Raw genomic sequence first — 25,663 nt, 5'->3', positions numbered from 1 at the left:
ATGTGTCAATGGATAGTATCTCCAGGTAAACTTAATTTATTTTTATATATTACTGGTTGTCGTTTAGATGGATATCATTACTTACAAACATTATTTCAGTTATTAGATTATGGAGATAAAATGAAATTTTTTATTACAAAAACTGGACAAATTCGATTATTTAATATAAATAACGTTGTTTTATCTAAAAATAATTTAATTGTACAAGCTGCTAAGTTGTTAAGTGATTTTTGTTACAAATTATATCAAAAGAAGAGACTAGGAGTAGACATTATTTTAAATAAAAAATTACCTATAGGTTCTGGATTAGGTGGAGGATCTTCAAATGCTGCTACTACGTTATTAATTCTGAATCAAAAATGGAAATGTTTTTTAAAGAAAGATATACTTATGGATTTAGGGTTGAAGTTAGGCGCTGATATTCCAGTATTTATTAATGGATATACATCTATCGGAGAGGGTATTGGAGATAAATTAATATCAATATTTTTGCCTGAACGATGGTACTTAATCATAATACCTTCTATTAGTATAAATACGTCTTGGGTTTTTAATGCATATAAATCTTCGTGTAATTGTTATTCTCCATATCGTTCAATAAAAACATTATTAAATACTCCGTTTTCTAATGATTTAGAACCAATTGTAAAAAACGTGTTTCCTGAAATAAAAAAATATTTTCATTATTTATCAAATGATATATTAGTGCGTTTAACAGGGACAGGATCTTGTATTTTTTCTGAATTTCATGATAAAAGTTTAGCTTATCAAATACAAAAATGTTTACCAAATTGGATGCAGAGTATTGTTGTTCGAGGAATTTATATATCTTCTGTGCATCAAGCTTTATTTAAAGAATAATATTAAAGAATAAATTATATTTTTATGATAAGTTAGATTACTGATATAATTTTAAATAAATATTACTATTTAATTAATAAAAGATTTTATATATGAAATTATTTACTGGAAATGCTGTACCTGAGTTAGCTCAACGTATTGCTAGTAGATTATACACTACTCTTGGAAAAGCTGATGTAGGTAGATTTAGTGATGGAGAAGTAAGCGTGCAAATTAATGAAAATGTACGTGGAGGAGATATTTTTGTCATTCAATCTACTTGCGCTCCTACAAATGATAATCTTATGGAATTAATTGTAATGGTAGATGCATTAAGGCGAGCATCTGCAGCTAGAATTACTGCTGTAATTCCTTATTTTGGGTATGCTCGGCAAGACAGACGAGTTCGATCTGCTAGAGTACCAATTACTTCAAGAGTTGTAGCAAATTTTTTATCTAGTGTTGGAGTTGATCGTATTTTAACGGTAGATTTGCATGCCGAGCAAATACAAGGATTTTTTGATGTTCCAGTAGATAATGTATTTGGTAGTCCTATTTTGTTAGAAGATATGTTTCAGCAAAATTTTAATAATCCTATAGTTGTATCTCCAGATATTGGAGGTGTAGTACGAGCTCGAGCAATTGCTAAGTTACTTAATGATACTGATATGGCTATAATAGATAAAAGAAGATCTAGAGCTAATATTTCTCAAATTATGCATATTATCGGGGACGTATGTAATCGCGATTGTATTTTAGTAGATGACATGATTGATACTGGAGGGACATTATGCAAAGCAGCAGATGTTTTAAAAGAAAGAGGAGCAGGCCGAATTTTTGCATATGCTACTCATCCTATTTTTTCTGGAAAGGCTTATGAAAACATACAAAAATCTATGATAGATGAAATTATTATTTGTGATACTATTCCATTAAAATTAACAATACAATCATTACCTAATATACGTACTTTAACTTTATCAGGGATGCTTGCAGAAACAATTCGACGAATTAGTAGTGAAGAATCAATTTCTGCTATGTTTGAATATTAAAAGTATATATTTATTGTTTGTATTACTATGTAAGTATATATAATATTGTTTTATATAATTAAATGTTACATTACTATAGTAATTATTATTGGCAGTAAGATCAGAATAGTAATTTTTTATAATGTAATTTTTATTATTTTATATAGTATAAAATATGACAATCAAACTTATTGTGGGTATAGGAAATATTGGACTTGAATATATTAATACAAGACATAATATTGGTCATTATTATGTCTATATGTTAGCAAATAAATATAAAGTTATATTAAAACAAGATAAGTTTTTATCTGGATTTATCGGATCATTTAAAATATTTAATTATGCAACAACAGTACGATTATTGATTCCTGATGCTTATATTAATAAAAGTGGATTATCAGTGTATAAATGTATGAGGTTATATCACTTATCTTTAAAAGAAATATTAGTAGTACATGATGATTTAGATTTACTTCCTGGTACAATAAGAATTAAATTAGGGAATAAATCATATGAAAGTCATAACGGGATTCAAGATATTATTAATAAATTTAATAATAAATATGATTTTTATCGTTTGCGTATAGGAATTGGTCGTCCTGATAATAAAAATGAAGTTATAAATTTTGTGTTGAGTTCTCCATCTATTTATGAAAAAAGAAAAATTGATTTTATTATAAATAAATCAATGTTATGCATTGAAGATATCGTAGGAAATAATTTTGCTAAAGTGATGAATCAACTACATTCTGTTTCTTTTATTAAATAAATAATATTTTAAAAACACTAAATTAGTATTTAGTTATTATAGTTAAAAACAGTAAGTTAATTTGTTAATGAATTATGAATATATTTAGTTTGTATATAATTATAAGATTTTTTGTCAAATGAAGATTAATTGTGGTATTATTGGATTACCTAATGTAGGTAAATCTACTTTATTTAAGTGTTTAACTAATATTGCTGTTAAGATAGCTAATTTTCCTTTTTGTACTATTAAGCCTAATGTTGCTACAGTAAATATTCCTGATTTTCGTTTATGTAAATTAAATAGCATAATAAACGCTCATGAAATTATTTATGAAACTGTGGAATTTGTTGATATAGCTGGTTTGATGCAAGGTGCTGCGCAAGGTACAGGATTAGGAATAAAGATTTTAAATGATGTTCAATCTATAAAGGTATTGTGTCATGTAGTACGTTGTTTTGATGACAATGTTATTTTTCATATTAAAAATAACATAGATCCTTGTAGAGATGTTAGTATTTTAAATACTGAATTAATTTTATTTGATATAGATAAATGTGAAAAAAATATTGATTGTATAAAAAAAAGACATCAAATTATTGGATCTGTAGCAAATAATTATGATCAACAGTTACATATACTAAAACAATGTTTAAATTATTTGTATGAAGGCATACTTTTACGAAATGTGCAATGGTCTCAAATAGAGAAGAATAATATTCAAAAATTTAATTTTTTAACTTTTAAACCAGTTTTTTATATTGCAAATATTCATAGTAAAAATACAAGCAATATTTATTTTCAGAAATTAAAAACATTTATTATGGCAGAGAAAAATAATTCTCCAGTTATTTCATATTGTTTAGTTGATTGTAATAAATATATTTTAAATAATAATAATCGATATGATAATTCTTCTATGTTATTAACTACTGTTATTGGCCATATGTTATCTTTGTTACAATTAAGTACGTTTTTTACTGTAAATTCTAAAATAATTCGAGCATGGATTTATGAAAATGGTTCAACAGCATTTGATGTAGCTCATAAAGTACATAGTGATTTTGAAAAAGGTTTTATTCGAGCACAAGTAATAAAATTTAATGACTTTCTTAAAAATAAGGGAGAATTTGGAGCAAAAAAAAATGGTAAAATTCGTAATGAAAGTAGGACTTATTTTATACAGGATGGGGATATTATTAAATTTTTATTCCGAGTATAGTACACCTACAACATCATACTTAATGTTGTAGGTGTACTATACTCGGAATAAAAATTTAATAAACTAACGTCTGTTTCCAAAAATACGAATCATCATTAAAAATAAATTAATGAAATCTAAATATAAAGTTAATGCTCCAATAATTGAACATTTACGAAATTGTTCTTGATCCTCTATAGACAAAGAAGACCCAATAGATTTAATTTTTTGCATATCATATGCAGTTAATCCTACAAATACTAACACTCCAATATAAGTCACTATCCATGTAATAGTTGTATTTTTTAACCAAAAATTTATGACAGATGCTAACATAAGTCCAATTAATGCCATAAATAACAAATTTCCAAAACTACTTAAATCTTTTTTAGTAGTATATCCATATAATGTCATTGCTCCAAACATTCCAGATGTTACTACAAAAGTACTAGATATAGAAGATGTTGTATATAGCACAAAGATACTAGATAAAGTTAATCCAGTTAATACTGAGTATAACATAAATAAAGTAGTTGCCATAGATCCACTAAGCTTTGTTACCATTCCAGATAAAACAAATACTAATGCTAATTGACTAATTACTAATCCAAAAAATACTATTTGATTAGAAAATAAAATTTGAAGAACTACAGGACTTCTAGAAGTATACCATGCAACAAATGCAGTTAATAACAAACCACAAGACATCCATCCAAACACCTGAGATATAAATGGCTGTATTACAGCATTATCTCGATCAGATAATATACCCTGAAAACGGGAAAATCGATCCATACTAATCACCTTTTAGAAATTAAAATAAAAACTTCTAAATATTATAAAAGAAACAATTATTTTTATCAACAAAATGTTATATATATATAACATTTTGTTGATAAAAATAATTGTTTCTTTTATAATATTATTATAGTTTTATTGCATAAAAAATTAATTAACTTAATATTTTAAGATAAATAATAATGTTTTATAGGTTGAAAATTATTATTGAACTCATATATTAATGGAATACCTGTAGGTATTTCGATTTTAAATATTTCAGATTCATTTAAACAATCTAAAAATTTTATTATTGCTCTTATTGAATTACCGTGAGCTACAATAATTATCGAATTATTATTTTTAATATTAGGAAAAATAGTTTTTTCCCAATATGGAATAACTCTTTTTGAAGTTAATTCTAAACTTTCCCCGTTAGGTAAATTATAAGCGCCCATCATATTGTAAGGAATATCATTTATGCCAGTAAAGACATTTTTTTTATTTATTGTTGTATCTTCTTCACTTGGAGGAATAGTCTTAAAACTACGTCTCCATTTTTGAACAACTTCATAACCGTATATTTTTATAACTTCATCTTTATTTAAACCTTGTAAGGACCCATAATGACGTTCATTTAATTTCCAAGATTTTTTTATCGGTAACCACGCTTGATTTAATTGATCTAAAATTATCCATAAAGTATGTATTGCTCTTTTTAAAACAGAGGTATATCCGTAATTAAAAATAAAATTATTTTTTTTCAGTAATTCTCCCGCTCTTTGTGCTTCAAAATAACCTTTTTTTGACAAATCAACATCAACCCAACCAGTAAATTTATTTTCTTTATTCCATTTACTTTCTCCATGTCTTATAAATACTACCTGAATTATATTCATATTTATGATACACTCATTAATTTATTTAAAAACATCGTATGTTTCATATTATAATCATAATTAAGACAAATAAATATTAATTATTAATAATTTATTTTTTTAAAAAATAAATTATTAAAATATTTTAATATTCTGTATAATATATATGTTATCACAATATTGCAAAAAACGAATTATTTACACTATCTTTCATACATAATATTTATTATATATACAATATGCATCCAAAAATAATACAAACTGTTTATGTAGCTAGCCCTGACAGCCATCAAATTTATGTTTGGAGATTGGATGAATCTAAAGAATCATTAGAGCTAATTCAAATAATCTCCACTTGTGGGCAAGCTCAACCTATGGTCATTCATCCTAATTATCAATTTTTGTACGTCGGAGTACGCCCCAATTTTAGTATTCATATTTATTATATTAATCCAGAAGGATTATTAAATAAAATAAAAACCGTTAAAATTTTAAATAGTCCTACTTATATTACTATTAATGTTCAACAAGACAGTACATTTTTGTATTATGCATCTTACAATTATAACGCTGTTGGTGTTATTTCTATTGATAGTTTTGGAGTAACTAATGCTTGTATTGTTCAAACTATAGAAAATTTATTAGGCTGCCATTCAGTTAACATAGATAAAACAAAAAAAATACTCTGGGTACCATGTTTACGAGAAAATTTAATTAGATTATTTGATATAAATAAATATAACGGAAAATTAATACCATACCATTTAAAATATATTACAACCAAAATAGATTCTGGTCCTCGTCATATGGTTTTTCATAAATCTGAAAACTATGCATATGTAATTAATGAACTTAATGGAACAATTAATGTATTATCATATAGTATAGAAAAAAAATATTCATATATTATACAGACAATAGAAATATTGCCTACTACTCATAGTGTAAATATAAAAAAATTTTGGGCATCAGATATACATATAACTCCCGATAATAATTGGATATATTGTTCTGATAGATTTAATAATACTATCAGTTATTTTAAAATACTTCCAAAAACAAAAACATTAAAGTTAATAGGATATAGATATACTGAAGCACAACCGCGCGGATTTTCAATAGATATTACAGGGAATTTTTTAATTGTTGCTGGACAAAAATCTCACCATATTTCTTTATATCGAATTAATTCAAAAAATGGACAATTAGATTTTATTTCACGCCATCAATCAGGTAAAGGGCCGATGTGGATTAATATTATATCTTCACAAAAATAAATTCATATAAAGATAATATTTATTACAATAATATTTACTAACAAACAGTTTTATTTAGTTTTTTAATTTATTAAAGATGATTATTTATAATTATTTATTATTTTGCAAACGTATTAATCGTTTTTGGGCTTGTTTAGCAGCATCGCTATTAGGATATAACTTTCCTAATTGTCTATATATTATTTTAGATTTATCTATTTGATTAGTTTCTTGCATAATTATTCCTATTTTTAGTAATGCATCAGATGCTTTTGAAGACTTAGGATAATTTTTTACAACTAATGCAAAATGATAAGAAGCATCATCTTTACTACCTTTATTATAATATAATTGTCCTAACCAATAATGTGCATTTGGTTGATAATCAGATTTTGGATAATTTTTTATAAAACTTTGAAATGCTTGAATGGCTTGATTATATTGTTTTTTTTCTAAAACTAGTGACACCGCTGATTTATAGTCATAATCTATATTATTTGATAATTGTTTTGTATTAATTATATTTTTACTAAAATTTGACTCTAAATCTTTTGTTGTGTTAGAATTTTTTTGTTTCACCAAATTATTTTGGTATAATTCTTCGTATATTTTTTTATAGAATTCTTTTTGATCTTTTGTTATACTCTTCATGCAATGTTGAATATCTTGAATATTATTACGCAATTTATCAATATCTTGCTGAGTTTCTGATAATTGCTGTTGTAATTGAATTAAACATTGGCTATGTGCATCTAATATCTGATTTAATTCTTTTATTTTTTGATGGAGATCAATTTTATGATATGTTGTTTTTGCATGAACAACATGTATCCCATCATTAAAAAAAACGGTATTTGAAATTAAAATGATACTGATTATATAAATAAACAAAGAAAATATAATAAATTTTATTATGTGATACATATATATTATTGATACAATAATACACCTCGTCTGTTTTTAGAATATGATTCTTCAGTATGACCAAAGGAAACAGGTTTTTCTTTACCATAAGAAATAATATTTATTTGATTAGATAGGGCTCCTTTACTTTGTAAATATTTCTTTATAGTATATGCTCGTCGTTCTCCTAAACCAATATTATATTCTGGAGTACCTCGTTCATCTGTATGACCTTCTATAGTAATTTTACATAAAGAATTATTACGTAAGAAAGATGCATGCATGTCTAAAATATTAAAAAAAATAGGAAGAATATAATATTGATCTAATGGAAAATAAATTATATTTTTGGATTGGAGTTGCTGTATTTTATTAAATTGATTAGATTTTTCCATAGTATTGAGAATACTATTTGTATCTAGTCTATCTAAATAATCTATGTTATCGATATATTTTGGATTATTAATAATATGTCTACAAGAGATACACAAAGATATTATTGTACTAATAATAAACATATATACATATAATATAAAAGTAGATCGATTAATTTTCATTTAAACACCTAACCTAATAAATTCTTATAATATTTATACAGAACATTTATAGTTAATGAGCAGTAAAATTTTATATTAAAACCACCATAATTATTATATATATTTTATTTTTTTGAGCAAGATAATGATGATGACCAAACAGGAAATTTAATGTTACCTAATGAACCTTTTAAATGAGCCTTAAAACGACCATCAGCAGATATTAATTCTAAAATAGATTTATTATTGTCATTGTTAATGGTAGAGTTAAATGTTGATTTTTTAGAAAAAGCGCTGTATATAATCATAATTCCGTTTGGAGATAAACTAGGTGTATCTGATAAAAATGAATCTTTGGTTAGTATTTCCTCTTGTTCAGTTAATAAATTTAATTTCGATATACTTTGTTGTCCTTTATATCTATTTACCATAATTATGAAAGTTCCATCTGTGCTAATATTTGGTCTTTGATTACTTCCCGGTAGCCAAGACAATCTTTGAATATCAGAAGTATTATTAATATTGATTTTATATATCTGAGGGGTACCACCTTGATCAGAAGTATAAGCTAAATTTATGTTATCTGGAAACCAACTAGGTTCTGTGTTATTATGTCTGTTTGAAGTTACTTGATAAATTTTACCAGATGATAAATGCATTACATATAAATTTAAACTTCCTGTTTTTGATAAACTAAACGCTAATTTTTTACCATCTGGAGAAAATGCTGGAGATCCATTATGATTAGGAAATTTAACAATATGATTTACTAATCCAGTATTTAAAGTTTGTACTACAAGTTCTGAACATCCAGAAGAAAAAGTAACATAAGCAATTTTTTCTCCATCTGGAGTCCAAGTTGGAGACATTAATGGCTCTGTTGATCGGCAGATAGAGATTTGATTATATCCGTCATAATCAGCAACATATAATTCATAAGGATATTTAGCATTATGTATATATGATATGTATGCAATACGAGTACAAAATACACCTCGTATTCCAGTTAATTTTTCAAAAATTTCATTACTTATAGTATGAGCAGTATAACGTACATATTGTTTTTTCACTAAATATTGATTTTCTAAAATTACTAATGCAGGATTACTAGAGGTATCTATTAATTGATATGTGATAAAATAATTATCATCATTATCTATATTAACTGATCCTAATACAATTGTGTTAATACCTAATTTTTCCCAAAAAATTGGAACTATATCAGAAAGTTTTGAGGGTTGATGTGGTAAATATGAAATAGGTAAAGTATTAAATTTTCCACTATTACGCAAATCAGCAGAAATGATTGATCCAATATCTTCTATATCTAGGTTATTTAATGATGAATTATTTTGATCATGAGCAATGATAGAAAATGGTATGACAGCGATAGGATGAGCAGTATCTATTCCATGTGTGATTTCGATTCTCATATCTGCTATTATAAATAGTGGCAAACTCCACAGAATGGATAGTATAAAAAATCTTGAATACATTTATTTTAATAAAAATTTTTTAAATTTTTCTATTGATACATGTTAAGTAATATAACAATTATGTATCTTTTGATAAAGAAATTTTTAATACTATTTAATAAATTATATTATTTTAAATATTACATGAATGGTCTTGATCATGACTATTTATTATGGAGAAAAACTTAAAACTATATTTTTAAAAATATGATAAACATAAATATTTGGAGGTTTAGGAAAATTTGTTAATTTCACTGCAATTGTTGCAGCTTGAGATAGTGCCCAATCACCAGAAATAGCAGTTACTGATATTAATTTTCCATTAATATCTAATTGTATTTTTAGATCACATTTCTTTCCTGAATAATCAGATGAATTATAAAATTTTTGTTGAATAGATTGAATGATTGAATTTTTATATAAATTAATTTCGTTAGTTTCAGTATCATTAGAATTAGTTTTTTTTATAAATAATGGGTTAAGATTTTTATGATTTTTTATACAATTAGTATTATCGATAAGTACATTTAATAAATTTTCTATTTTTTTTAAATCGGAATTAGTAGTGTTACATAACTTAGGATATATTGAATTTTTTGTCATATCTGAATATTGCTTTTTCAGTATAGGAGTAGTATGAGTTGATTGTTTTTCTGATGGAGCAATATGATTAGAAGCAGTAGTATTTGTAATTTTGAATCGATCTGATTGTTCTGTATGTTTCTTCTTCAGTATAGGAGTAGTATGAGTTGATTGTTTTTCTGATGGAGCAGTATGATTAGAAGCAGTAGTATTTGTAATTTTGAATCGATCTGATTGTTCTGTATGTTTCTTCTTCAGTATAGGAGTAGTATGAGTTGATTGTTTTTCTGATGGAGCAGTATGATTAGAAGCAGTAGTATTTGTAATTTTGAATCGATCTGATTGTTCTGTATGTTTCTTCTTCAGTATAGGAGTAGTATGAGTTGATTGTTTTTCTGATGGAGCAGTATGATTAGAAGCAGTAGTATTTGTAATTTTGAATCGATCTGATTGTTCTGTATGTTTCTTCTTCAGTATAGGAGTAGTATGAGTTGATTGTTTTTCTGATGGAGCAGTATGATTAGAAGCAGTAGTATTTATAGTTTTGAATTGATCTGATTGTTCTGTATGTTTCTTCTTCAGTATAGGAGTAGTATGAGTTGATTGTTTTTCTGATGGAGCAGTATGATTAGAAGCAGTAGTATTTGTAATTTTGAATCGATCTGATTGTTCTGTATGTTTCTTCTTCAGTATAGGAGTAGTATGAGTTGATTGTTTTTCTGATGGAGCAGTATGATTAGAAGCAGTAGTATTTATAGTTTTGAATTGATCTGATTGTTCTGTATATTGATGATAATCATGATTACTAATCATGTGATAGTTATTTTTTTCAGAAGATATTTTAAAAACGGTAGAAATATGATTTTTTTTTGTATTAAAAAACATCCAATTAAATAATAGTATAACAATAATTATATGCATGATAATTGAAATAAAGATGGCATATTTAATATTTATATGAGATTTTTTACTATAATTGGTATTATATGTGATCATAGGCATGTTACATGTCGTTTAATGAATAGGATTAGTAATCATTCCTACAGAAGATATTCCTTTATCACTTAATAAAGTTAATATTTGAATTATTTCATTATATTTTGTGTAGGCTGAAGCAGCTATGAACCCTATCGTGTCTGGATTTTGTTGAACAATATTATTTATCTCTAATGATAAATTATGTAAATCAATATTATTTATATATTTATTATAAAATTTAAAATTGTATAATCCTGTTTCTAAGATTTCTATAGTTATTGCGCATTTATTATTGTGGTTGGTAATATCAACTGTATTAGTGCTATTTGGTAAATTCACTTGAAATCCTTGTATTAATTGAAATGGTATCATCATAAAAATAATTAACAAAATTAATAAAATATCTAAAAATGGTACGATATTAATTTCAGATTGAATTTTAAATCTCTGGTTCTTTTTTCGATAATGATACATACTGCTTGTCCTTATTCATTTCAATGGAATCAGAGTGTAAAAATACTTGATGATATAATATTGCAACAAATTCTTCTATAAAGTTATAATAACTTTGATTAAGATCATTAATTTGTATTGTTAAGTAATTAAAAGCCATAACAGCTGGGATGGCTACAAATAAACCTATCGCTGTAGAAATTAATGCTTCTGCTATTCCAGGAGCAATAATTTGCATATGAGTGCCCACCATATGATCAGCAGTAGTAGTTATTTTTCCTAATTCTAAAAAAACATGTATTATTCCTAACACGGTTCCAAATAATCCAATATATGGACTAATAGATCCAATCGTTCCAATTAGAGGAATATATTGCTCCAGTACTTCTAATTCAACATTCATCGTGCTGCGCATAATCCGAAATACCCTATTACTTACCGTTTCAGGTAAGCAATTTTTTATATGATATAATCTAGAAAATTCTTTAAAACCTACACAAAAGATATGTTCAGAACTATTAAGGTGACTTCGTCTATTAGATATTTCTTTATATAAATGAGATAATTTTATTCCAGACCAAAATTTTTCTTCAAATAATTTTAGTCTATTTTGCTCTATTTTTAAAATAAAAACACGATGAAAGATTATACTCCATGATATGACAGAAAATATAATTAGTAAAATTACAGTGATTTTTACTAAAATATTAGTTTTTAAAAATAGAGCAAGTATATTCATACTAAGTATTGTTAATTATATCAAAAATTATTTTTCATTAATTTATTATCAAATATTTAGGTATTAACATTATTTATTTTTTAGATTATTATTTGTTAAAATCTTTTTGGCCATGTCTCCAATAGTTACAAAATTTTCAGCAACATATACTCCGACTTTTGATAAAGCTATGCATTTTTCATATACACTAGTTCCTTTTCCTGAAATAATAGCTCCAGCATGTCCCATACGTTTTCCTTTAGGAGCTGAAGATCCTGCTATATATGCTATGATTGGTTTTTTTATATATTTTTTTATATAAGTTGCAGCTTGCTCTTCCGATGTTCCTCCAATTTCTCCAATCATTATTATTAGTTTTGTTTTAGGATCTTGTTCAAATAAGAACAAAATATCAATGAAATTAGATCCTAATATCGGATCTCCTCCAATACCTACACAAGTAGATTGTCCTAATCCAGAATCTGTTATTTGTTTTACTACTTCGTAGGTTAAAGTTCCGGATCTAGACACAATTCCGATATTACCAGGTTTATGAATATAATCAGGCATAATACCAATTTTACACTGTCCTGGAGTAATTACTCCAGGACAGTTTGGTCCAATTAAAGTACATATATTCTGTTTTTTTAATTTTTGTTTAATTATTAACATATCCAATATTGGAATTCCTTCTGTGATACAAATGATCAAATTAATTTTAGAATATATAGCTTCTAAGATAGCATCTTTACAAAAAGGAGCTGGTACATAAATAACAGAAGCAACAGCTTTGGTACAATTTATTGCTTCATCAACAGTATCAAATACTGGAAGACCAAGATGAATAGATCCTCCCTTTCCAGGAGTAACTCCTCCAACTATTTTTGTTCCATATAGCAATGCTTGTTGAGAATGAAAACTAGCTTTTTTTCCAGTAAATCCTTGACAAATTACTGTAGTGTTTTGATTAATTAGAATAGACATATTTATTTTACTAACTTTATAGTTTGACGTATTGCATCTAATAAATTGTTGATGACAAAAACGTTTAGTTTTTTATTATTTATTAACTTTTTTTGGCCTAAAATAGCATTATTACCTTCTAACCGAACTACAATAGGCACATTATTAATATCTTGTTGAGATAAAACATCAATAATTCCTTCTGCAACTAAATTACAACATACGATACCACCAAAAATGTTGATAAATATCGCTTTTACTGATGTATTTTTTAAAATTATAGTTAATGTTTCTATGATTAAATTTTTATTTATATCACCACCTATGTCTAAAAAATTAGCTGGATTTCCTCCTAATGATTTCATTAAATCCATAGTAGCCATTGCCAAACCAGCTCCATTCACCATACATCCTATATTTCCTTGTAAAGAAATATAATTAATTCCAATTTTTTCATTATTAATAGAAGAAATAAACTTATTACCTTCTGATGTATTTTTATTTAAACATAAATTTAAAAGATCTGATTGTCTAAATAATGCATTACTATCTATGCTAATTTTAGCATCTAAACAAATTAAATCTTGATTTTTATTTATAATAAATGGATTTATTTCTAATAAAGTTAAATCTTTTTTTAGAAACATTTGAATAATATTCATATAAATTTTAACAAATTTATTAATTTGCATTCCTGTAAAGCCTAATTTATTTGCTAATATACGTCCTTGATATTCATATGCCCCGACTACAGGATCTATCACAATTTTAAAAATCAAATTAGGTGATTTATTAGCCAAATTTTCAATATTTATACCTCCTTTACTAGAAACCATACATAAAATTTGAGATGAATCTCTATCAATCAACACACTAAAGTAAAATTCATTAATAACTTCAACCACTGGTTCTATTAAAATAGCATAAACTATTTCCCCTTCTGTAGTTGTTTGATATGTAATAAGTCGTTTCCCAAGCCACAGTTGAGCAAAAGACTGTATCTCATCTAATGAATATACAATTTTTACTCCTCCAGATTTTCCTCGTCCTCCTGAGTATATTTGACATTTTACTATCCACGGAGGACCATCTGTTATAATAGATGATGTACAATATTTAATTTCTGCTATACTAAAAAAAACATAATTTTTTAAGACAGGTATTTTAAACTGGGTAAATATTTTTTTTGCTTGATATTCGTATAAGTTCATCATAATAATTTATTATAGTGTATTATTTGCAGTTAAATATTATATAGAAAGTATATAATATTTTTTATTTGTATAACACATTAATATAGAACCATATTTGTTTATTCATATTTTAAATATCTAATAATAAGCGTATTGGATCTTCTATTAACTCTTTTACTGTTTTTAAAAAATTTATTGAATCTTTTCCATCTATTAATCTATGGTCATATGACAGGGCTAAATACATCATCGGCAAAATCACCATTTCTCCATTTATAGCTGTTGGTCGTTCTTTGATGGCATGAATTCCAAGAATAGCACTTTGAGGAGGATTAATAATAGGAGTAGACATCAAAGAACCAAACACTCCTCCATTCGTAATAGTAAAATTTCCTCCAGTTAATTCTTCTAAAGTTAATTTTCCTTGTTTCCCTTGTTCAGAAAAAAATTTAATTTTTTTTTCAATATCAGAAAAACTTAATTTATTTACATCTCTTAATACTGGTGTAATTAATCCACGTTCTGTAGAAACTGCAATACTTATGTCAATATAATTATGATATATTATTTCTTCTCCATTAATAAAAGCATTAATTTCAGGAAATCGTCGTAACCCTTCTAGTACTGATTTTACAAAAAAAGACATAAATCCTAATTTAATACCGTGTCGTTCTTTAAATAATGTTTTGTATTTATTACGTAATGATATAACAGGTTGCATATTTACTTCATTAAATGTAGTAAGCATAGCTGTAGAATTTGTCACATATAATAGACGTTCTGAAATTTTTTTTCGTAAACGATTCATTATTACTTTAATTTCTTTTCTATCATTAGTAATATGGTTCATGTTATTGTTCTGAACAATATTATGATGATGCATCTTTCTTTTAGATGTAGCATCAGTAGTAAAATTAGTCTTCTGTGCTGATTGGATTTTTATATATTTTTCTATATCTTGTTTAGTGATTCGTCCTTTTATACCAGTTCCTTCTATATTGTTTATATTTAAATTATATTCAGTGATTAATTTTCTAATGGAAGGACTTAATAAAATAGTATTATCATCTTTTTTATTGTGCATATATTTATAATCGTTAGAAATATCAGTATCATTTGGATCTTTAAATTTTTTATTATGATTTTCATTTAAAATTATTGGATTATAATTTGATTTATCAACAGTTATATTGTCGATTAATTTTAAATGGCCTAAAATTTGACCAGACTTAACAACAGATCCTTCTTTTTCTAATATTGCTTCTAATATCCCGTTTTGAGATGCTGGCACTTCTAGCATAATTTTATCTGTTTCAATTTCAAGCAATATTTCATCTTGTTGAATATTATCTCCTTCCTTTTTATGCCAAACAGCGACAGTAGCGTCTTCAACTGATTCAGGTAAATTAGGAACTAAAATTTTTAAATTATTATTACTACTATTGCTCATTTTTCATCCTTTTATTATTCATTTAAGCCTAAGGCAACACTAATTATTTTTTTTTGTTGTAATTGATGTATGGAAAAATATCCTGAAGCAGGTGAAGCTGATTCATCTCGTCCTACATAATTTAATGTAATATTAGCATCAATACATGATGTATTAATACATTTGTAAAAACAACTCTGTATATAATGCCAAGCTCCTTGATTTTTAGGTTCTTCTTGACACCAAACAAATTCTTTTACATGATTATATGATTGTTTTAAAATCATTGCTACATCAGAATATGGAAAAGGATATAATTGTTCAATACGTACTATTGCTGTAGTATACAAGTGTGCTTTATTTCGACTATTTAACAAATCATAATATATTTTTCCTGTACATATAATAACTTTATTTACTTGATTCAATATACAACAATTGTTCGTTTCGTTAAAGATAGTATTAAAAGATCCATATACTAAATCATCTATTGTAGAAGTTGCCATAGTATGTCTTAATAGGGATTTTGGGGATACTATAATTAGTGGTTTTTGTATAACATTTCTTACTTGTTGTAATAAGACATGATAGATTTGTGCTGGAGTAGAAGGCACGCAGATTCGAATATTATTTTCAGCACATAATTGTAAATATCTCTCTATACGACATGAAGAATGTTCTGGACCTTGACCTTCATATCCATGAGGTAATAGCATAATTAATCCGCATAATTGATTCCATTTTTGTTCACCAGAACTAATGAATTGATCAATGACTACTTGTGCTCCATTAGAAAAATCGCCAAATTGAGCCTCCCAAATAACTAAAGTATTTTTAAAAGCGATAGTAGAATATCCATATTCAAACGCTAAAGCTGATTCTTCAGATAATACTGAATCCCATACTAAAAATGATCCTTGTTTTTTTTTAATATGCATTAATGGCACATATAATGATCCATGGTCTTGATCATATATTACTGCATGTCTATGAAAAAATGTTCCTCGAGCTACATCTTCTCCTGATAATCTAATAGAATAACCTTTTTCTAATAATACTGCATATGCTAAACATTCAGCTCCTCCCCAATCGAATAATCGTTGTTCTAATGCCATTTCAACACGTTCGTTATAAATTTTTTTTACTCTTTCATGCATCTTAAAATTAACTGGAATGTTACTAATTCGACATGCTAAATCTTGTAAGTATTGTTTGTTTATTTGTTGATCGAAATTAAAACAATTTGATTTATGTTGAGGATTATTATTACAATGATATGTAGAACGTATATTTATGAGTTTACAGAATTCAAGTACACAGTGTTCAGATTCTAATTTTGAACGATATGATTGAATAATATCTTGCACTTTATTTATATCTACTATTATTTTATTTTTATGTAAAAATTTAGAATAAATATCAACAACTGTAGGATGTTTATGAATGTTTTGATACATTATAGGTTGAGTAACACTAGGTTCATCTGCTTCATTATGTCCATGTCTTCGATAACAAACTAAATCAATAATTATATCTTGTTTAAATTTATATCTAAATTTTAGTGCCAATCGAGTAACAAAAATAACTGCATTAACATCGTCAGCATTAACGTGGAGAATAGGAGCTTGTATCATTTTTGCAATATCAGTGCAATATGGGGTAGATCTAAGATCATGGATATTAGATGTAGTAAACCCAATTTGATTATTAATTACAATATGAATTGTTCCTCCAATTCCATAAGCTCTAGTATTAGCCATATTAAATGATTCTTGAACTACTCCTTGAGCGCTAATCGCAGCATCTCCATGTATTACAACTGGCAATATTTGGCTATTTTGTGATTTAGAATCGCCATTTTCAGTAGATTGTTGAATGTTATAATGAGATAATTGATCTATTCTTGCGCGTGTAGCACCCATTACAATTGGAGTAACAATTTCTAAATGTGATGGATTAGGAAATAAAAACAAACTCATATTTCGTCCATTCACAACAATATTTGAATATAAACTTTGATGGTATTTTACATCTCCACTTTTATCGTATTCACAATTTTTACCATAAAATTCTTCAATTAAATCATGAGGATTTTTCCCTAATACATTAATTAATACATTTAATCGACCTCTATGAGCCATGCCCAGAAATATTTCTTGAATTTCATGATATTCAGAAGAATAGCGTATTATTTCCTTCAACATAGGAATTAACACATCTCCTCCCTCTAAAGAAAACCTTTTTACTCCAGGAAATTTTATTCCTAAATAATGTTCTAATCTATTTGCTGAAATAATTTCAGTAAGAAATTGTTTTTGAGCTAAATTACTCAAATTAATAGATATATTTGTGGTAGATTCAATTTGTTTTTGAATCCATAAAATTATATCGGGATTTAAAATATGCATATATTCTATCCCAACAGTTTTACAATAAATTGTTTTAAAAAATTGATATATATCCTCTATAGTCATTAAACCTTTTGAAATTCCTAAAAGATTGGTATCGATTAATCGATACCAATCTTCATGCACAAATTTATAATGCTCTAATTCTAGAAGTTCATTTTTATTCTTATTTACAAATAAACCTAGCGGATCTATTTTTGCATATTGATGCCCATATACTCTGAAAGAATTAATTAACTGTAATATTTTCACAAAAACATTATCATCTTTATTTGATGATACTGAATCTATAATTTTTTTTTCTTTAACTTCAACATTCAATTCATTACTTAATTTTAAATTTTGAGGAATACGATTCAAATATTTTTTTTCACAAATCAATTCCTGAAATACATTATTCCAGCTAGGATCTACATTGTCAGGATTCTCTAAAAAAATTTTATAAATTTGTTCAATATATGATTGATTATTTTTAATTAAAAAAGAAGATCTTATTAATTTTTTAAATTCATCACTATCCATGGAACAATCCTGTTCATAAGTGTATGTATGACTAATAGTCATACATTAATTTTATAAATAATTATTATATATTATATATTATAATATATAATATATAATATACGAGTTTTGTATTGATCTTAATTAAAGAATTATTGCTTAATAATATTTTTAACTAACATACGTTTAATATTTCCTATAGCTTGAGCTGGATTTAATTTTTTAGGGCACGCGCTAACGCAATTCATAATATTATGACATTTAAAAACACTAAAATTATCATTGATATCTTCTAATCGCTCTTTACTATTAGTATCTCTGGTATCTACTAAAAAACGATACAATGTTAATAATCCAGCAGGACCAATAAATTTATCTGAATTCCACCAAAAAGAAGGACAAAAACTAGAACAACACGCACATAATATGCATTCATAAGATCCATCTAATTTAGCTCTATCTTCTGGAGATTGTAAATATTCATGGGATAATTGATTAATATTATTATTTATTAAATAAGGTTTTATTTTTTCATATTGTAAATAAAACTGATGCATATCTACTACTAAATCCCGGATTACTGGAAATCCAGGTAATGGTCTTATAGAAATTATTTTTTTTCGTGTTTTCTTAATTAAATTGGGTAATGAAGTGATGCATGCTAAACTGTTTATTCCGTTTATATTCATTCCATCTGACCCGCATACTCCTTCTCTACAAGATTTACGAAATGTTAAAGTAGGATCTTGTTCTTTTAATTGTATTAAAGCATCTAATAATGTCATTTTATGTATTTTTGATAAATTGATATAATATTCTTGCATATAAGAAGATCGATCAATTTCAGGACAAAAACGATAAATTAAAAATTTAACTTTCATATTTTTCTCTATTTTAATAAACGCGAGTCTTTGGTAAAAAAGCAGATCTAAATTTTGGGTTCATATTCACGTTTCTACGAATCATAATTTTATCTTTTGGTAAAAATAACGTATGACATAGCCAATTTTTATCATCTCTAAAAGGAAAATCGTATCTGCTATGTGCTCCTCTGCTTTCTTTTCTAAAAATAGCAGACATTGCAGTTACATAAGCAATTTCTAATAAATTTTCTAACTCTAAGCACTCAATACGTTGCGTGTTAAATGTAAGTGTTTTATCTTGTAATACAACATTATCTAATCGTTTTTTTATTTCTTTTAATTCTTCTAATCCTTTCAGCATTGTTTTTTCTTCTCTAAAAATTGCAAAATTATTTTGCATGCACCACTGCAAATCCTTTCTTATTGTAACAGGATTTTCTTTATTCAATGTTAATTGATTGTGATTATTATTCCACTTAGTATAACGAAACAAAGATGACTCTATATCAGAAGTAGTGGCATCTCTTGCAGGAGGCCATTCTTCTTCCAAAAGATATTTATGTATGTGCAATCCTACAGAATGTCCAAATACTATTAAATCTAATAAAGAATTTCCACCTAATCTATTAGCTCCATGTACCGATACACAGGCAGTTTCTCCAACTGCAAATAAACCAGGAACTATTTTATCATTGTATTTTTCTTTTTTGTTGCTATTGTTTACGGTGATGACTTGTCCATGGATATTCGTTGGAATGCCTCCCATCATATAATGACAAGTTGGAAAAACTGGGATTAATTCTTTTACAGGATCAATATTAGCAAAAGTTCGAACTAATTCTAAAATCCCTGGTAGACGTAACTCTAATAATTCTTTTCCTAAATGATCTAATTTTAACTTAACATGCGGCCCATAATATACGTCTGAATAGCCTCGACCTTCTTTAATTTCAATAATAATTGCTCTAGATACTACATCTCGTCCAGCTAAATCTTTAGAATTTGGAGCATATCTTTCCATGAATTTTTCACCATTTGAGTTTAATAAATATCCTCCTTCTCCTCTACATCCTTCACTTACCAAAATACCAATGCCAGCTATTCCAGTTGGATGAAATTGCCACATTTCCATATCTTGTACTGGAAAACCAGCTCGTAATACCATTCCAATTCCATCTCCTGTATTAATATAAGCATTAGTAGTGGATTGATAAACACGACCAGCTCCTCCAGTAGCAATCACTGTAGCTCGAGCTTTAAAATATATTAATTCTCCAGTTTCAATAGAAAAAGCAATACAACCTAACACTCTGTCGTCTTGATTTTTTACTAAATCTAATACATACCATTCTGAAAATACAATAGTTTTATTTTTTAAATTTTGTTGATATAAAGTATGCAGCAATGCGTGTCCAGTTCTGTCAGCAGATGCAGCAGTACGAGAAGCTTGTTTTTTTCCATAAGATAAAGTTTGCCCACCAAACGGTCTCTGATAAATACGTCCATTCTTTAACCTAGAAAACGGTAATCCCATTCGTTCTAGTTCTAAAACAGCTTTTGGACCTGTTTTACACATATATTCAATAGCATCTTGATCTCCTATATAATCAGAACCTTTAACTGTATCGTACATATGCCATTCCCAATGATCTTCATGTTGATTTCCAAGAGCTACTGTAATACCTCCTTGAGCAGATACTGTGTGTGATCGTGTTGGAAATACTTTAGAAATTAAAGCACAAGAAAATCCCATTCTAGAAATATATGAAGCAACTCGCATTCCGGCTCCTCCAGCACCTATAATAACAGAAAAAAATTCTTTTATTGGTAAATGATTATAATACAACATATCTATATACCCCAAATAACTATTATTCCCAATAATAAATATATATACACTACAAAGCTAATTAAGCGTATTCCTAATTGTTTCAATTTAACTGATTGAATATAATCTTCTAATACATGCTTTATGCCAATCCAAATATGTTTTAAAAGAAACAATAAAGTTATACTATTAAATATTCGAATTTTATTGCTATAAAAAAAATTGCACCATTTTTCATAAGATACAGCATAATTGTTAGATAAAATAAAATTTAATATACATAACATGTATATCATCATTAAAATAGCAGATAATCGTACTATTAACCACTCATACACTCCATGATGTGTTGATAAATTTAATTTTTTTATGAAGTTCATCATATATTTATGCCTATATAAATAGATAAAAAAATGACTAATAAAAATACAATAATTACACTAATTTTTCCTATCAACAAAGTCTGCCTAAGATATCCAAAATCCATTAACATTTGTCGTATTCCAAAAATTATATGATGACTTAATGCGATAGCTATACTCCATTTTAAGAATTGAAAAAAATAATTATCTGTTAATAAATAATTACTAATTTTATAAAAATTATCTTCGGAAGATAACGATTCTCTTAATATCCATAACATCGGACCAATCATTACAAATAGAAAGATTCCAGAAATTCTATGAAGAATCGAAGCTATTGCAGTAATGGGAAATTTTATAGTTCTTATATCTAACTGTATAAATTTTGAATTATTATTCATCATATATGCTCTTTTTAAAAATTGTTAACGAATATTTAAAGAATTCTAACGATATTAAACAATAATATGATTATGTATCATTCATGCTAAATGCAATCATTTCACCGTACGTTATACTAAATTTACAACATTTTTAACATATATAGAACAATTTTAATAAAACGTTATAACAAATAACAAAACTATATGTCATGTGATGTTTTGCTTATTATTAATAGATTAATAATTATACTTATAAAGTATACATGATTTTTAATCAGAAAAATACTTATTATAAAATGTTATAAAAGTATATCTCCTTTAAAGATATATTATTCGCTAATCAGAGTGATATTTTATTAAGATTATTAGAAATTAAGCTGATACTTTGTTCGTGCAACTAATCTATATTATTAATTATATGATAAATTTTTTTATTGTTTTATTAATTAAATAAATTTATATATATAATGCCATACTATCATGTATCATATATATGAATTAAAATTTTTTGTATTTAATTATATCAATAATGATAAAATATATCACGTATTATGTTAATTTTTAAATTTTTGAATATTAATAATCTATTTAAATAATAATATCAAACAGGTAATTCTTAGTGTAATCAAGTGTATATTTTATAATATTTTTATCAAAAGTTGATTAAAACTTTTAAAATGTATATCTTCTGAAAATATATAACTTATCAAGATAATAATTTTAATAAAATTGTTTCTGGAATATATTAGTAATGTTATGTTTTTATTTATCAGATGTTTTAATAGCATGTTAAAAATTTTAGTATTTTTTACAGAAAAATATTTATACATGAATTTGAATGAAGTACACTATATAAAAATTGATTGTTATATTATAAGAATAAAAAAATATAATATAATCAAATCAATTTTAGAAATATAAATATCATATATTGGCTACATGATAATTAAGTCAAAAGGAATTACGGTAATCAACTAATAACATAGGATTAAAATATGAAAAACACATCAATAGGTATTTTTTTTGGTAGTGATACTGGTAATACTGAAAAACTTGCTAATATGATTCAAAAGAAATTAGGAAAAGATTTATCAAATGTTTTTGATATTGCTGACAGTTCTAAAAAAGATATAGAAACTTATGATCAATTAATATTTGGTATTCCTACTTGGTATTATGGAGAACCTCAATGTGATTGGGATTCATTTTTACCTGAGTTTAAAAATATTAATTTTATTGGAAAAAAAGTAGCAATTTTTGGATGCGGAGACCAAGAAGATTATTCAGAATATTTTTGTGATGCTATGAGTATTTTATACGAAATTGTTACAAAAAATGGAGCAAATATAGTTGGGTTATGGCCTAACTCAGGTTATCATTTTGATATGTCAAAAAGTATCATTGATAATAATCAATTTGTTGGTTTAGCAATAGATGAAGATAGGCAACCAGAATTGACTGAAATTCGAGTAAAAAATTGGGTTTCTAAAATTTGCTTAGAGATGAAAATGTAATATAATTAGTAAATTATATTTGTAATTACAAGTTAATTTCTTATTGAAGCTCTTTTTAAACTCACAATTCTATTAAAAACTAAATCAATAGGTTGTTTGCTATACTTATAATCTAAAATAAAATAACCTTCTCGTTCAAATTGATATGGACCAGGATTATTGAAAAAAAATACATTCGATTCAACCAATCCGCTTAAAATTATTAAGGAATTAGGATTAATGATGTCTAATAAGTTTTTTGAAGAAGCAGGATTCGAATGAGTAAATAATTTTTCATATAAACGAAATTTTGCTGGTATACTGTTCGTTGAAGATACCCAATGAATCACCCCTTGAACCTTTTTTTGATTTATAGGATTTTTGTTTAAGGTATGTGGATTGAAACTACAATATATAGTCAAAATATTACCATGTATATCTTTTTTAACATGATTAGCAATGATAACATAAGCATATCTTAAACGGATTTCTTTTCCTATAGTCAATTTAGGAAAATTATGATGCGGTGGTTCTTCATAAAAATCAGAACGATCAATAAAAATTTCTTTAGTAAAAATTATAGAACGAGTCCCCATGCTTTGATCCTTAGGATGGTTAGGAACAATAATATTTTCTGTATATCCGTCTGGCAAATTACTTATAATAATTTTTATAGGGTTAATTACTGCCATTAATCTAGGTGCTACTTTGTTTAGATCATTGCGAACACACGATTCTAATACTGATAATTCCATTTGACTATCTTGCTTACTAACTCCAATACATTTGCAAAATTCACGAATTGATTGAGCTGTATATCCTCTACGTCGTAATCCAGAAATAGTAAGTAAACGAGGATCATCCCATCCATCTACTATATTATTTTTAACTAAAATGCTTAATTTTCGCTTAGAAGTTACTACATATTTTAAATTAAGTCGAGAAAATTCATATTGTTTTGGTCGTTGAGTAATGCGAATATTTTTCAATATCCAGTTATATAAACGACGATTTTCTTGAAATTCTAAGGTACATAATGAGTGCGTAATACCTTCTATTGCATCTGAAATACAATGACTAAAATCATATGTTGGATAAATGCACCATTTTTTACCAATACGATGATGTGAAGTATATTTTACTCGATATAATACTGGATCCCTCATTATCAAAGAAGCATCGGACATATCTATTTTTGCTCTTAAACATACTTTACCTTCTTGAAATTTTCCATTACGCATTTCAGCAAAATAAATTAGATTTTCTTTAATACTTCGACATCTATATGGACTATTTGTACCAATTTTTGTTAATGTCCCTCGATATTGTTTAATTTCATATATAGATAATTCATCAACATATGCTAATCCTTTTTGAATCAACTCTACAGCATATTTGTATAATTGTTCAAAATAATCTGAAGTATAACTTACTTTATCATTCCATGTAAAACCAAGCCATTTAATATCATACTTAATAGCGTTCACGTATTCTTTGTGTTCTTTTTCTGGGTTTGTATCGTCGAATCTTAAGTTACATTTTCCATTATAATTTTGAGCGATACTAAAATTTAAACAAATAGACTTCGCATGTCCAATATGTAAGTAACCATTTGGTTCTGGAGGAAATCTTGTATGTATTTTAGTATATTTTTTGGATTTTAAATCTTTATCAATAATATTACATATAAAATTAGGTTTATAATACATGCTACTTTTTAATATTTAAGAAAAATTTAATATATATTTTATGTATTATTTAATAAATATACAATAGAATTGTAATACAATAAAACAATTAATATTAATTAGTAACAAATCACAATAAATGTTAAAAATGAATTAAATATTTTTAATTTTTT

Annotated in this window: 23 protein-coding genes; 6 read left to right on the top strand and 17 right to left on the bottom strand. The window is 26.0% G+C overall.

The window, feature by feature from the left end; genetic code table 11:
- The 4 genes from ispE (at window position 1) to ychF (ending at window position 3,844) form a co-directional block, all read left to right on the top strand.
- Window positions 1-861, top strand: a complete 861-nt coding sequence (ispE, locus tag Bpudo544_RS01750) for a 4-(cytidine 5'-diphospho)-2-C-methyl-D-erythritol kinase (RefSeq protein WP_500825018.1) — start codon at window positions 1-3, stop codon at window positions 859-861.
- Between the two features lie 92 nt (window positions 862-953).
- A complete protein-coding gene (locus Bpudo544_RS01745) occupies window positions 954-1,892 on the top strand; it encodes a ribose-phosphate pyrophosphokinase (RefSeq protein ID WP_500825016.1) in 939 nt (312 codons plus the stop codon).
- 154 nt (window positions 1,893-2,046) lie between these two features.
- Window positions 2,047-2,643 carry an aminoacyl-tRNA hydrolase gene (pth, locus tag Bpudo544_RS01740; RefSeq protein ID WP_500825014.1) on the top strand — a complete coding sequence of 199 codons (597 nt, stop codon included), beginning with the start codon at window positions 2,047-2,049 and terminating at the stop codon, window positions 2,641-2,643.
- Between the two features lie 118 nt (window positions 2,644-2,761).
- The gene (gene ychF / locus Bpudo544_RS01735) at window positions 2,762-3,844 is read left to right on the top strand and encodes a redox-regulated ATPase YchF (RefSeq protein ID WP_500825013.1); all 1,083 of its coding nucleotides are present in this window, start codon (window positions 2,762-2,764) and stop codon (window positions 3,842-3,844) included.
- A gap of 63 nt (window positions 3,845-3,907) precedes the next feature.
- Here ychF and Bpudo544_RS01730 read toward each other — a convergent pair whose 3' ends face one another.
- Together Bpudo544_RS01730 and gpmA are read right to left on the bottom strand one after the other, a co-directional pair.
- Entirely contained in the window at window positions 3,908-4,618 is a 711-nt protein-coding gene (locus tag Bpudo544_RS01730; RefSeq protein WP_500825011.1) for a Bax inhibitor-1/YccA family protein, read from the bottom strand.
- Between the two features lie 170 nt (window positions 4,619-4,788).
- On the bottom strand, window positions 4,789-5,499 hold the full coding sequence (gpmA, locus tag Bpudo544_RS01725; protein WP_500825010.1) for a 2,3-diphosphoglycerate-dependent phosphoglycerate mutase: 711 nt from the start codon (window positions 5,497-5,499) through the stop codon (window positions 4,789-4,791).
- Window positions 5,500-5,717: 218 nt separating this feature from the next.
- Between gpmA and pgl the strand changes: the two genes are divergently transcribed.
- Window positions 5,718-6,755, top strand: a complete 1,038-nt coding sequence (gene pgl / locus Bpudo544_RS01720; protein ID WP_500825008.1) for a 6-phosphogluconolactonase — start codon at window positions 5,718-5,720, stop codon at window positions 6,753-6,755.
- A 90-nt stretch (window positions 6,756-6,845) separates the two neighbouring features.
- Here the strand turns inward: pgl and ybgF are convergent, their stop codons facing one another.
- The 14 genes from ybgF to sdhC form a co-directional block, all read right to left on the bottom strand.
- Window positions 6,846-7,658: a tol-pal system protein YbgF gene (gene ybgF, locus Bpudo544_RS01715; RefSeq protein ID WP_500825007.1), complete on the bottom strand. Its 813-nt coding sequence runs from the start codon at window positions 7,656-7,658 to the stop codon at window positions 6,846-6,848.
- A 5-nt stretch (window positions 7,659-7,663) separates the two neighbouring features.
- A complete protein-coding gene (pal, locus tag Bpudo544_RS01710; RefSeq protein ID WP_500825005.1) occupies window positions 7,664-8,194 on the bottom strand; it encodes a peptidoglycan-associated lipoprotein Pal in 531 nt (176 codons plus the stop codon).
- Between the two features lie 104 nt (window positions 8,195-8,298).
- Window positions 8,299-9,669: a Tol-Pal system beta propeller repeat protein TolB gene (tolB, locus tag Bpudo544_RS01705; RefSeq protein WP_500825004.1), complete on the bottom strand. Its 1,371-nt coding sequence runs from the start codon at window positions 9,667-9,669 to the stop codon at window positions 8,299-8,301.
- Window positions 9,670-9,819: 150 nt separating this feature from the next.
- Window positions 9,820-11,115, bottom strand: coding sequence for a cell envelope integrity protein TolA (tolA, locus tag Bpudo544_RS01700; RefSeq protein WP_500825003.1), 1,296 nt, complete (start codon window positions 11,113-11,115; stop codon window positions 9,820-9,822).
- 129 nt (window positions 11,116-11,244) lie between these two features.
- Window positions 11,245-11,682 (bottom strand): biopolymer transporter ExbD, encoded by a 438-nt coding sequence (locus Bpudo544_RS01695; protein WP_500825001.1) that lies wholly within the window; start codon window positions 11,680-11,682, stop codon window positions 11,245-11,247.
- On the bottom strand, window positions 11,648-12,400 hold the full coding sequence (gene tolQ / locus Bpudo544_RS01690; protein WP_500825000.1) for a protein TolQ: 753 nt from the start codon (window positions 12,398-12,400) through the stop codon (window positions 11,648-11,650). The genes Bpudo544_RS01695 and tolQ overlap by 35 nt, the downstream gene beginning before the upstream one ends.
- Window positions 12,401-12,469: 69 nt before the next feature.
- Window positions 12,470-13,363: a succinate--CoA ligase subunit alpha gene (gene sucD, locus Bpudo544_RS01685; RefSeq protein WP_500824998.1), complete on the bottom strand. Its 894-nt coding sequence runs from the start codon at window positions 13,361-13,363 to the stop codon at window positions 12,470-12,472.
- Between the two features lie 2 nt (window positions 13,364-13,365).
- Window positions 13,366-14,556 carry an ADP-forming succinate--CoA ligase subunit beta gene (gene sucC / locus Bpudo544_RS01680; RefSeq protein ID WP_500824996.1) on the bottom strand — a complete coding sequence of 397 codons (1,191 nt, stop codon included), beginning with the start codon at window positions 14,554-14,556 and terminating at the stop codon, window positions 13,366-13,368.
- Window positions 14,557-14,665: 109 nt separating this feature from the next.
- Window positions 14,666-15,985, bottom strand: coding sequence for a 2-oxoglutarate dehydrogenase complex dihydrolipoyllysine-residue succinyltransferase (odhB, locus tag Bpudo544_RS01675; protein ID WP_500824995.1), 1,320 nt, complete (start codon window positions 15,983-15,985; stop codon window positions 14,666-14,668).
- Window positions 15,986-15,999: 14 nt separating this feature from the next.
- Window positions 16,000-18,894, bottom strand: coding sequence for a 2-oxoglutarate dehydrogenase E1 component (locus tag Bpudo544_RS01670; RefSeq protein WP_500825633.1), 2,895 nt, complete (start codon window positions 18,892-18,894; stop codon window positions 16,000-16,002).
- 131 nt (window positions 18,895-19,025) lie between these two features.
- Window positions 19,026-19,754, bottom strand: a complete 729-nt coding sequence (locus Bpudo544_RS01665; RefSeq protein WP_500824993.1) for a succinate dehydrogenase iron-sulfur subunit — start codon at window positions 19,752-19,754, stop codon at window positions 19,026-19,028.
- 13 nt (window positions 19,755-19,767) lie between these two features.
- Window positions 19,768-21,585 (bottom strand): succinate dehydrogenase flavoprotein subunit, encoded by a 1,818-nt coding sequence (gene sdhA / locus Bpudo544_RS01660; RefSeq protein WP_500824992.1) that lies wholly within the window; start codon window positions 21,583-21,585, stop codon window positions 19,768-19,770.
- 2 nt (window positions 21,586-21,587) lie between these two features.
- Window positions 21,588-21,947, bottom strand: a complete 360-nt coding sequence (sdhD, locus tag Bpudo544_RS01655) for a succinate dehydrogenase, hydrophobic membrane anchor protein (RefSeq protein WP_500824990.1) — start codon at window positions 21,945-21,947, stop codon at window positions 21,588-21,590.
- On the bottom strand, window positions 21,944-22,330 hold the full coding sequence (sdhC, locus tag Bpudo544_RS01650) for a succinate dehydrogenase, cytochrome b556 subunit (protein WP_500824989.1): 387 nt from the start codon (window positions 22,328-22,330) through the stop codon (window positions 21,944-21,946). The genes sdhD and sdhC overlap by 4 nt, the downstream gene beginning before the upstream one ends.
- 974 nt (window positions 22,331-23,304) lie before the next feature.
- Between sdhC and fldA the strand changes: the two genes are divergently transcribed.
- Window positions 23,305-23,823 (top strand): flavodoxin FldA, encoded by a 519-nt coding sequence (gene fldA, locus Bpudo544_RS01645; RefSeq protein ID WP_500824987.1) that lies wholly within the window; start codon window positions 23,305-23,307, stop codon window positions 23,821-23,823.
- A 32-nt stretch (window positions 23,824-23,855) separates the two neighbouring features.
- Here fldA and glnS read toward each other — a convergent pair whose 3' ends face one another.
- Window positions 23,856-25,511 carry a glutamine--tRNA ligase gene (glnS, locus tag Bpudo544_RS01640; protein WP_500824986.1) on the bottom strand — a complete coding sequence of 552 codons (1,656 nt, stop codon included), beginning with the start codon at window positions 25,509-25,511 and terminating at the stop codon, window positions 23,856-23,858.
- Between the last annotated feature and the right edge of the window lie 152 nt (window positions 25,512-25,663).

Source organism: Blochmannia endosymbiont of Camponotus pudorosus (assembly GCF_059934925.1).
This window is presented reverse-complemented; position numbering and strand designations above follow the sequence as displayed.

Coding starts and splice junctions, on each gene's coding strand:
- ispE (WP_500825018.1), top strand. CDS start 1: ATGTGTCAATGGATAGTATCTCCAGGTAAACTTAATTTATTTTTATAT.
- Bpudo544_RS01745 (WP_500825016.1), top strand. CDS start 954: ATGAAATTATTTACTGGAAATGCTGTACCTGAGTTAGCTCAACGTATT.
- pth (WP_500825014.1), top strand. CDS start 2,047: ATGACAATCAAACTTATTGTGGGTATAGGAAATATTGGACTTGAATAT.
- ychF (WP_500825013.1), top strand. CDS start 2,762: ATGAAGATTAATTGTGGTATTATTGGATTACCTAATGTAGGTAAATCT.
- Bpudo544_RS01730 (WP_500825011.1), bottom strand. CDS start 4,618: ATGGATCGATTTTCCCGTTTTCAGGGTATATTATCTGATCGAGATAAT.
- gpmA (WP_500825010.1), bottom strand. CDS start 5,499: ATGAATATAATTCAGGTAGTATTTATAAGACATGGAGAAAGTAAATGG.
- pgl (WP_500825008.1), top strand. CDS start 5,718: ATGCATCCAAAAATAATACAAACTGTTTATGTAGCTAGCCCTGACAGC.
- ybgF (WP_500825007.1), bottom strand. CDS start 7,658: ATGTATCACATAATAAAATTTATTATATTTTCTTTGTTTATTTATATA.
- pal (WP_500825005.1), bottom strand. CDS start 8,194: ATGAAAATTAATCGATCTACTTTTATATTATATGTATATATGTTTATT.
- tolB (WP_500825004.1), bottom strand. CDS start 9,669: ATGTATTCAAGATTTTTTATACTATCCATTCTGTGGAGTTTGCCACTA.
- tolA (WP_500825003.1), bottom strand. CDS start 11,115: ATGTTTTTTAATACAAAAAAAAATCATATTTCTACCGTTTTTAAAATA.
- Bpudo544_RS01695 (WP_500825001.1), bottom strand. CDS start 11,682: ATGTATCATTATCGAAAAAAGAACCAGAGATTTAAAATTCAATCTGAA.
- tolQ (WP_500825000.1), bottom strand. CDS start 12,400: ATGAATATACTTGCTCTATTTTTAAAAACTAATATTTTAGTAAAAATC.
- sucD (WP_500824998.1), bottom strand. CDS start 13,363: ATGTCTATTCTAATTAATCAAAACACTACAGTAATTTGTCAAGGATTT.
- sucC (WP_500824996.1), bottom strand. CDS start 14,556: ATGATGAACTTATACGAATATCAAGCAAAAAAAATATTTACCCAGTTT.
- odhB (WP_500824995.1), bottom strand. CDS start 15,985: ATGAGCAATAGTAGTAATAATAATTTAAAAATTTTAGTTCCTAATTTA.
- Bpudo544_RS01670 (WP_500825633.1), bottom strand. CDS start 18,894: ATGGATAGTGATGAATTTAAAAAATTAATAAGATCTTCTTTTTTAATT.
- Bpudo544_RS01665 (WP_500824993.1), bottom strand. CDS start 19,754: ATGAAAGTTAAATTTTTAATTTATCGTTTTTGTCCTGAAATTGATCGA.
- sdhA (WP_500824992.1), bottom strand. CDS start 21,585: ATGTTGTATTATAATCATTTACCAATAAAAGAATTTTTTTCTGTTATT.
- sdhD (WP_500824990.1), bottom strand. CDS start 21,947: ATGATGAACTTCATAAAAAAATTAAATTTATCAACACATCATGGAGTG.
- sdhC (WP_500824989.1), bottom strand. CDS start 22,330: ATGATGAATAATAATTCAAAATTTATACAGTTAGATATAAGAACTATA.
- fldA (WP_500824987.1), top strand. CDS start 23,305: ATGAAAAACACATCAATAGGTATTTTTTTTGGTAGTGATACTGGTAAT.
- glnS (WP_500824986.1), bottom strand. CDS start 25,511: ATGTATTATAAACCTAATTTTATATGTAATATTATTGATAAAGATTTA.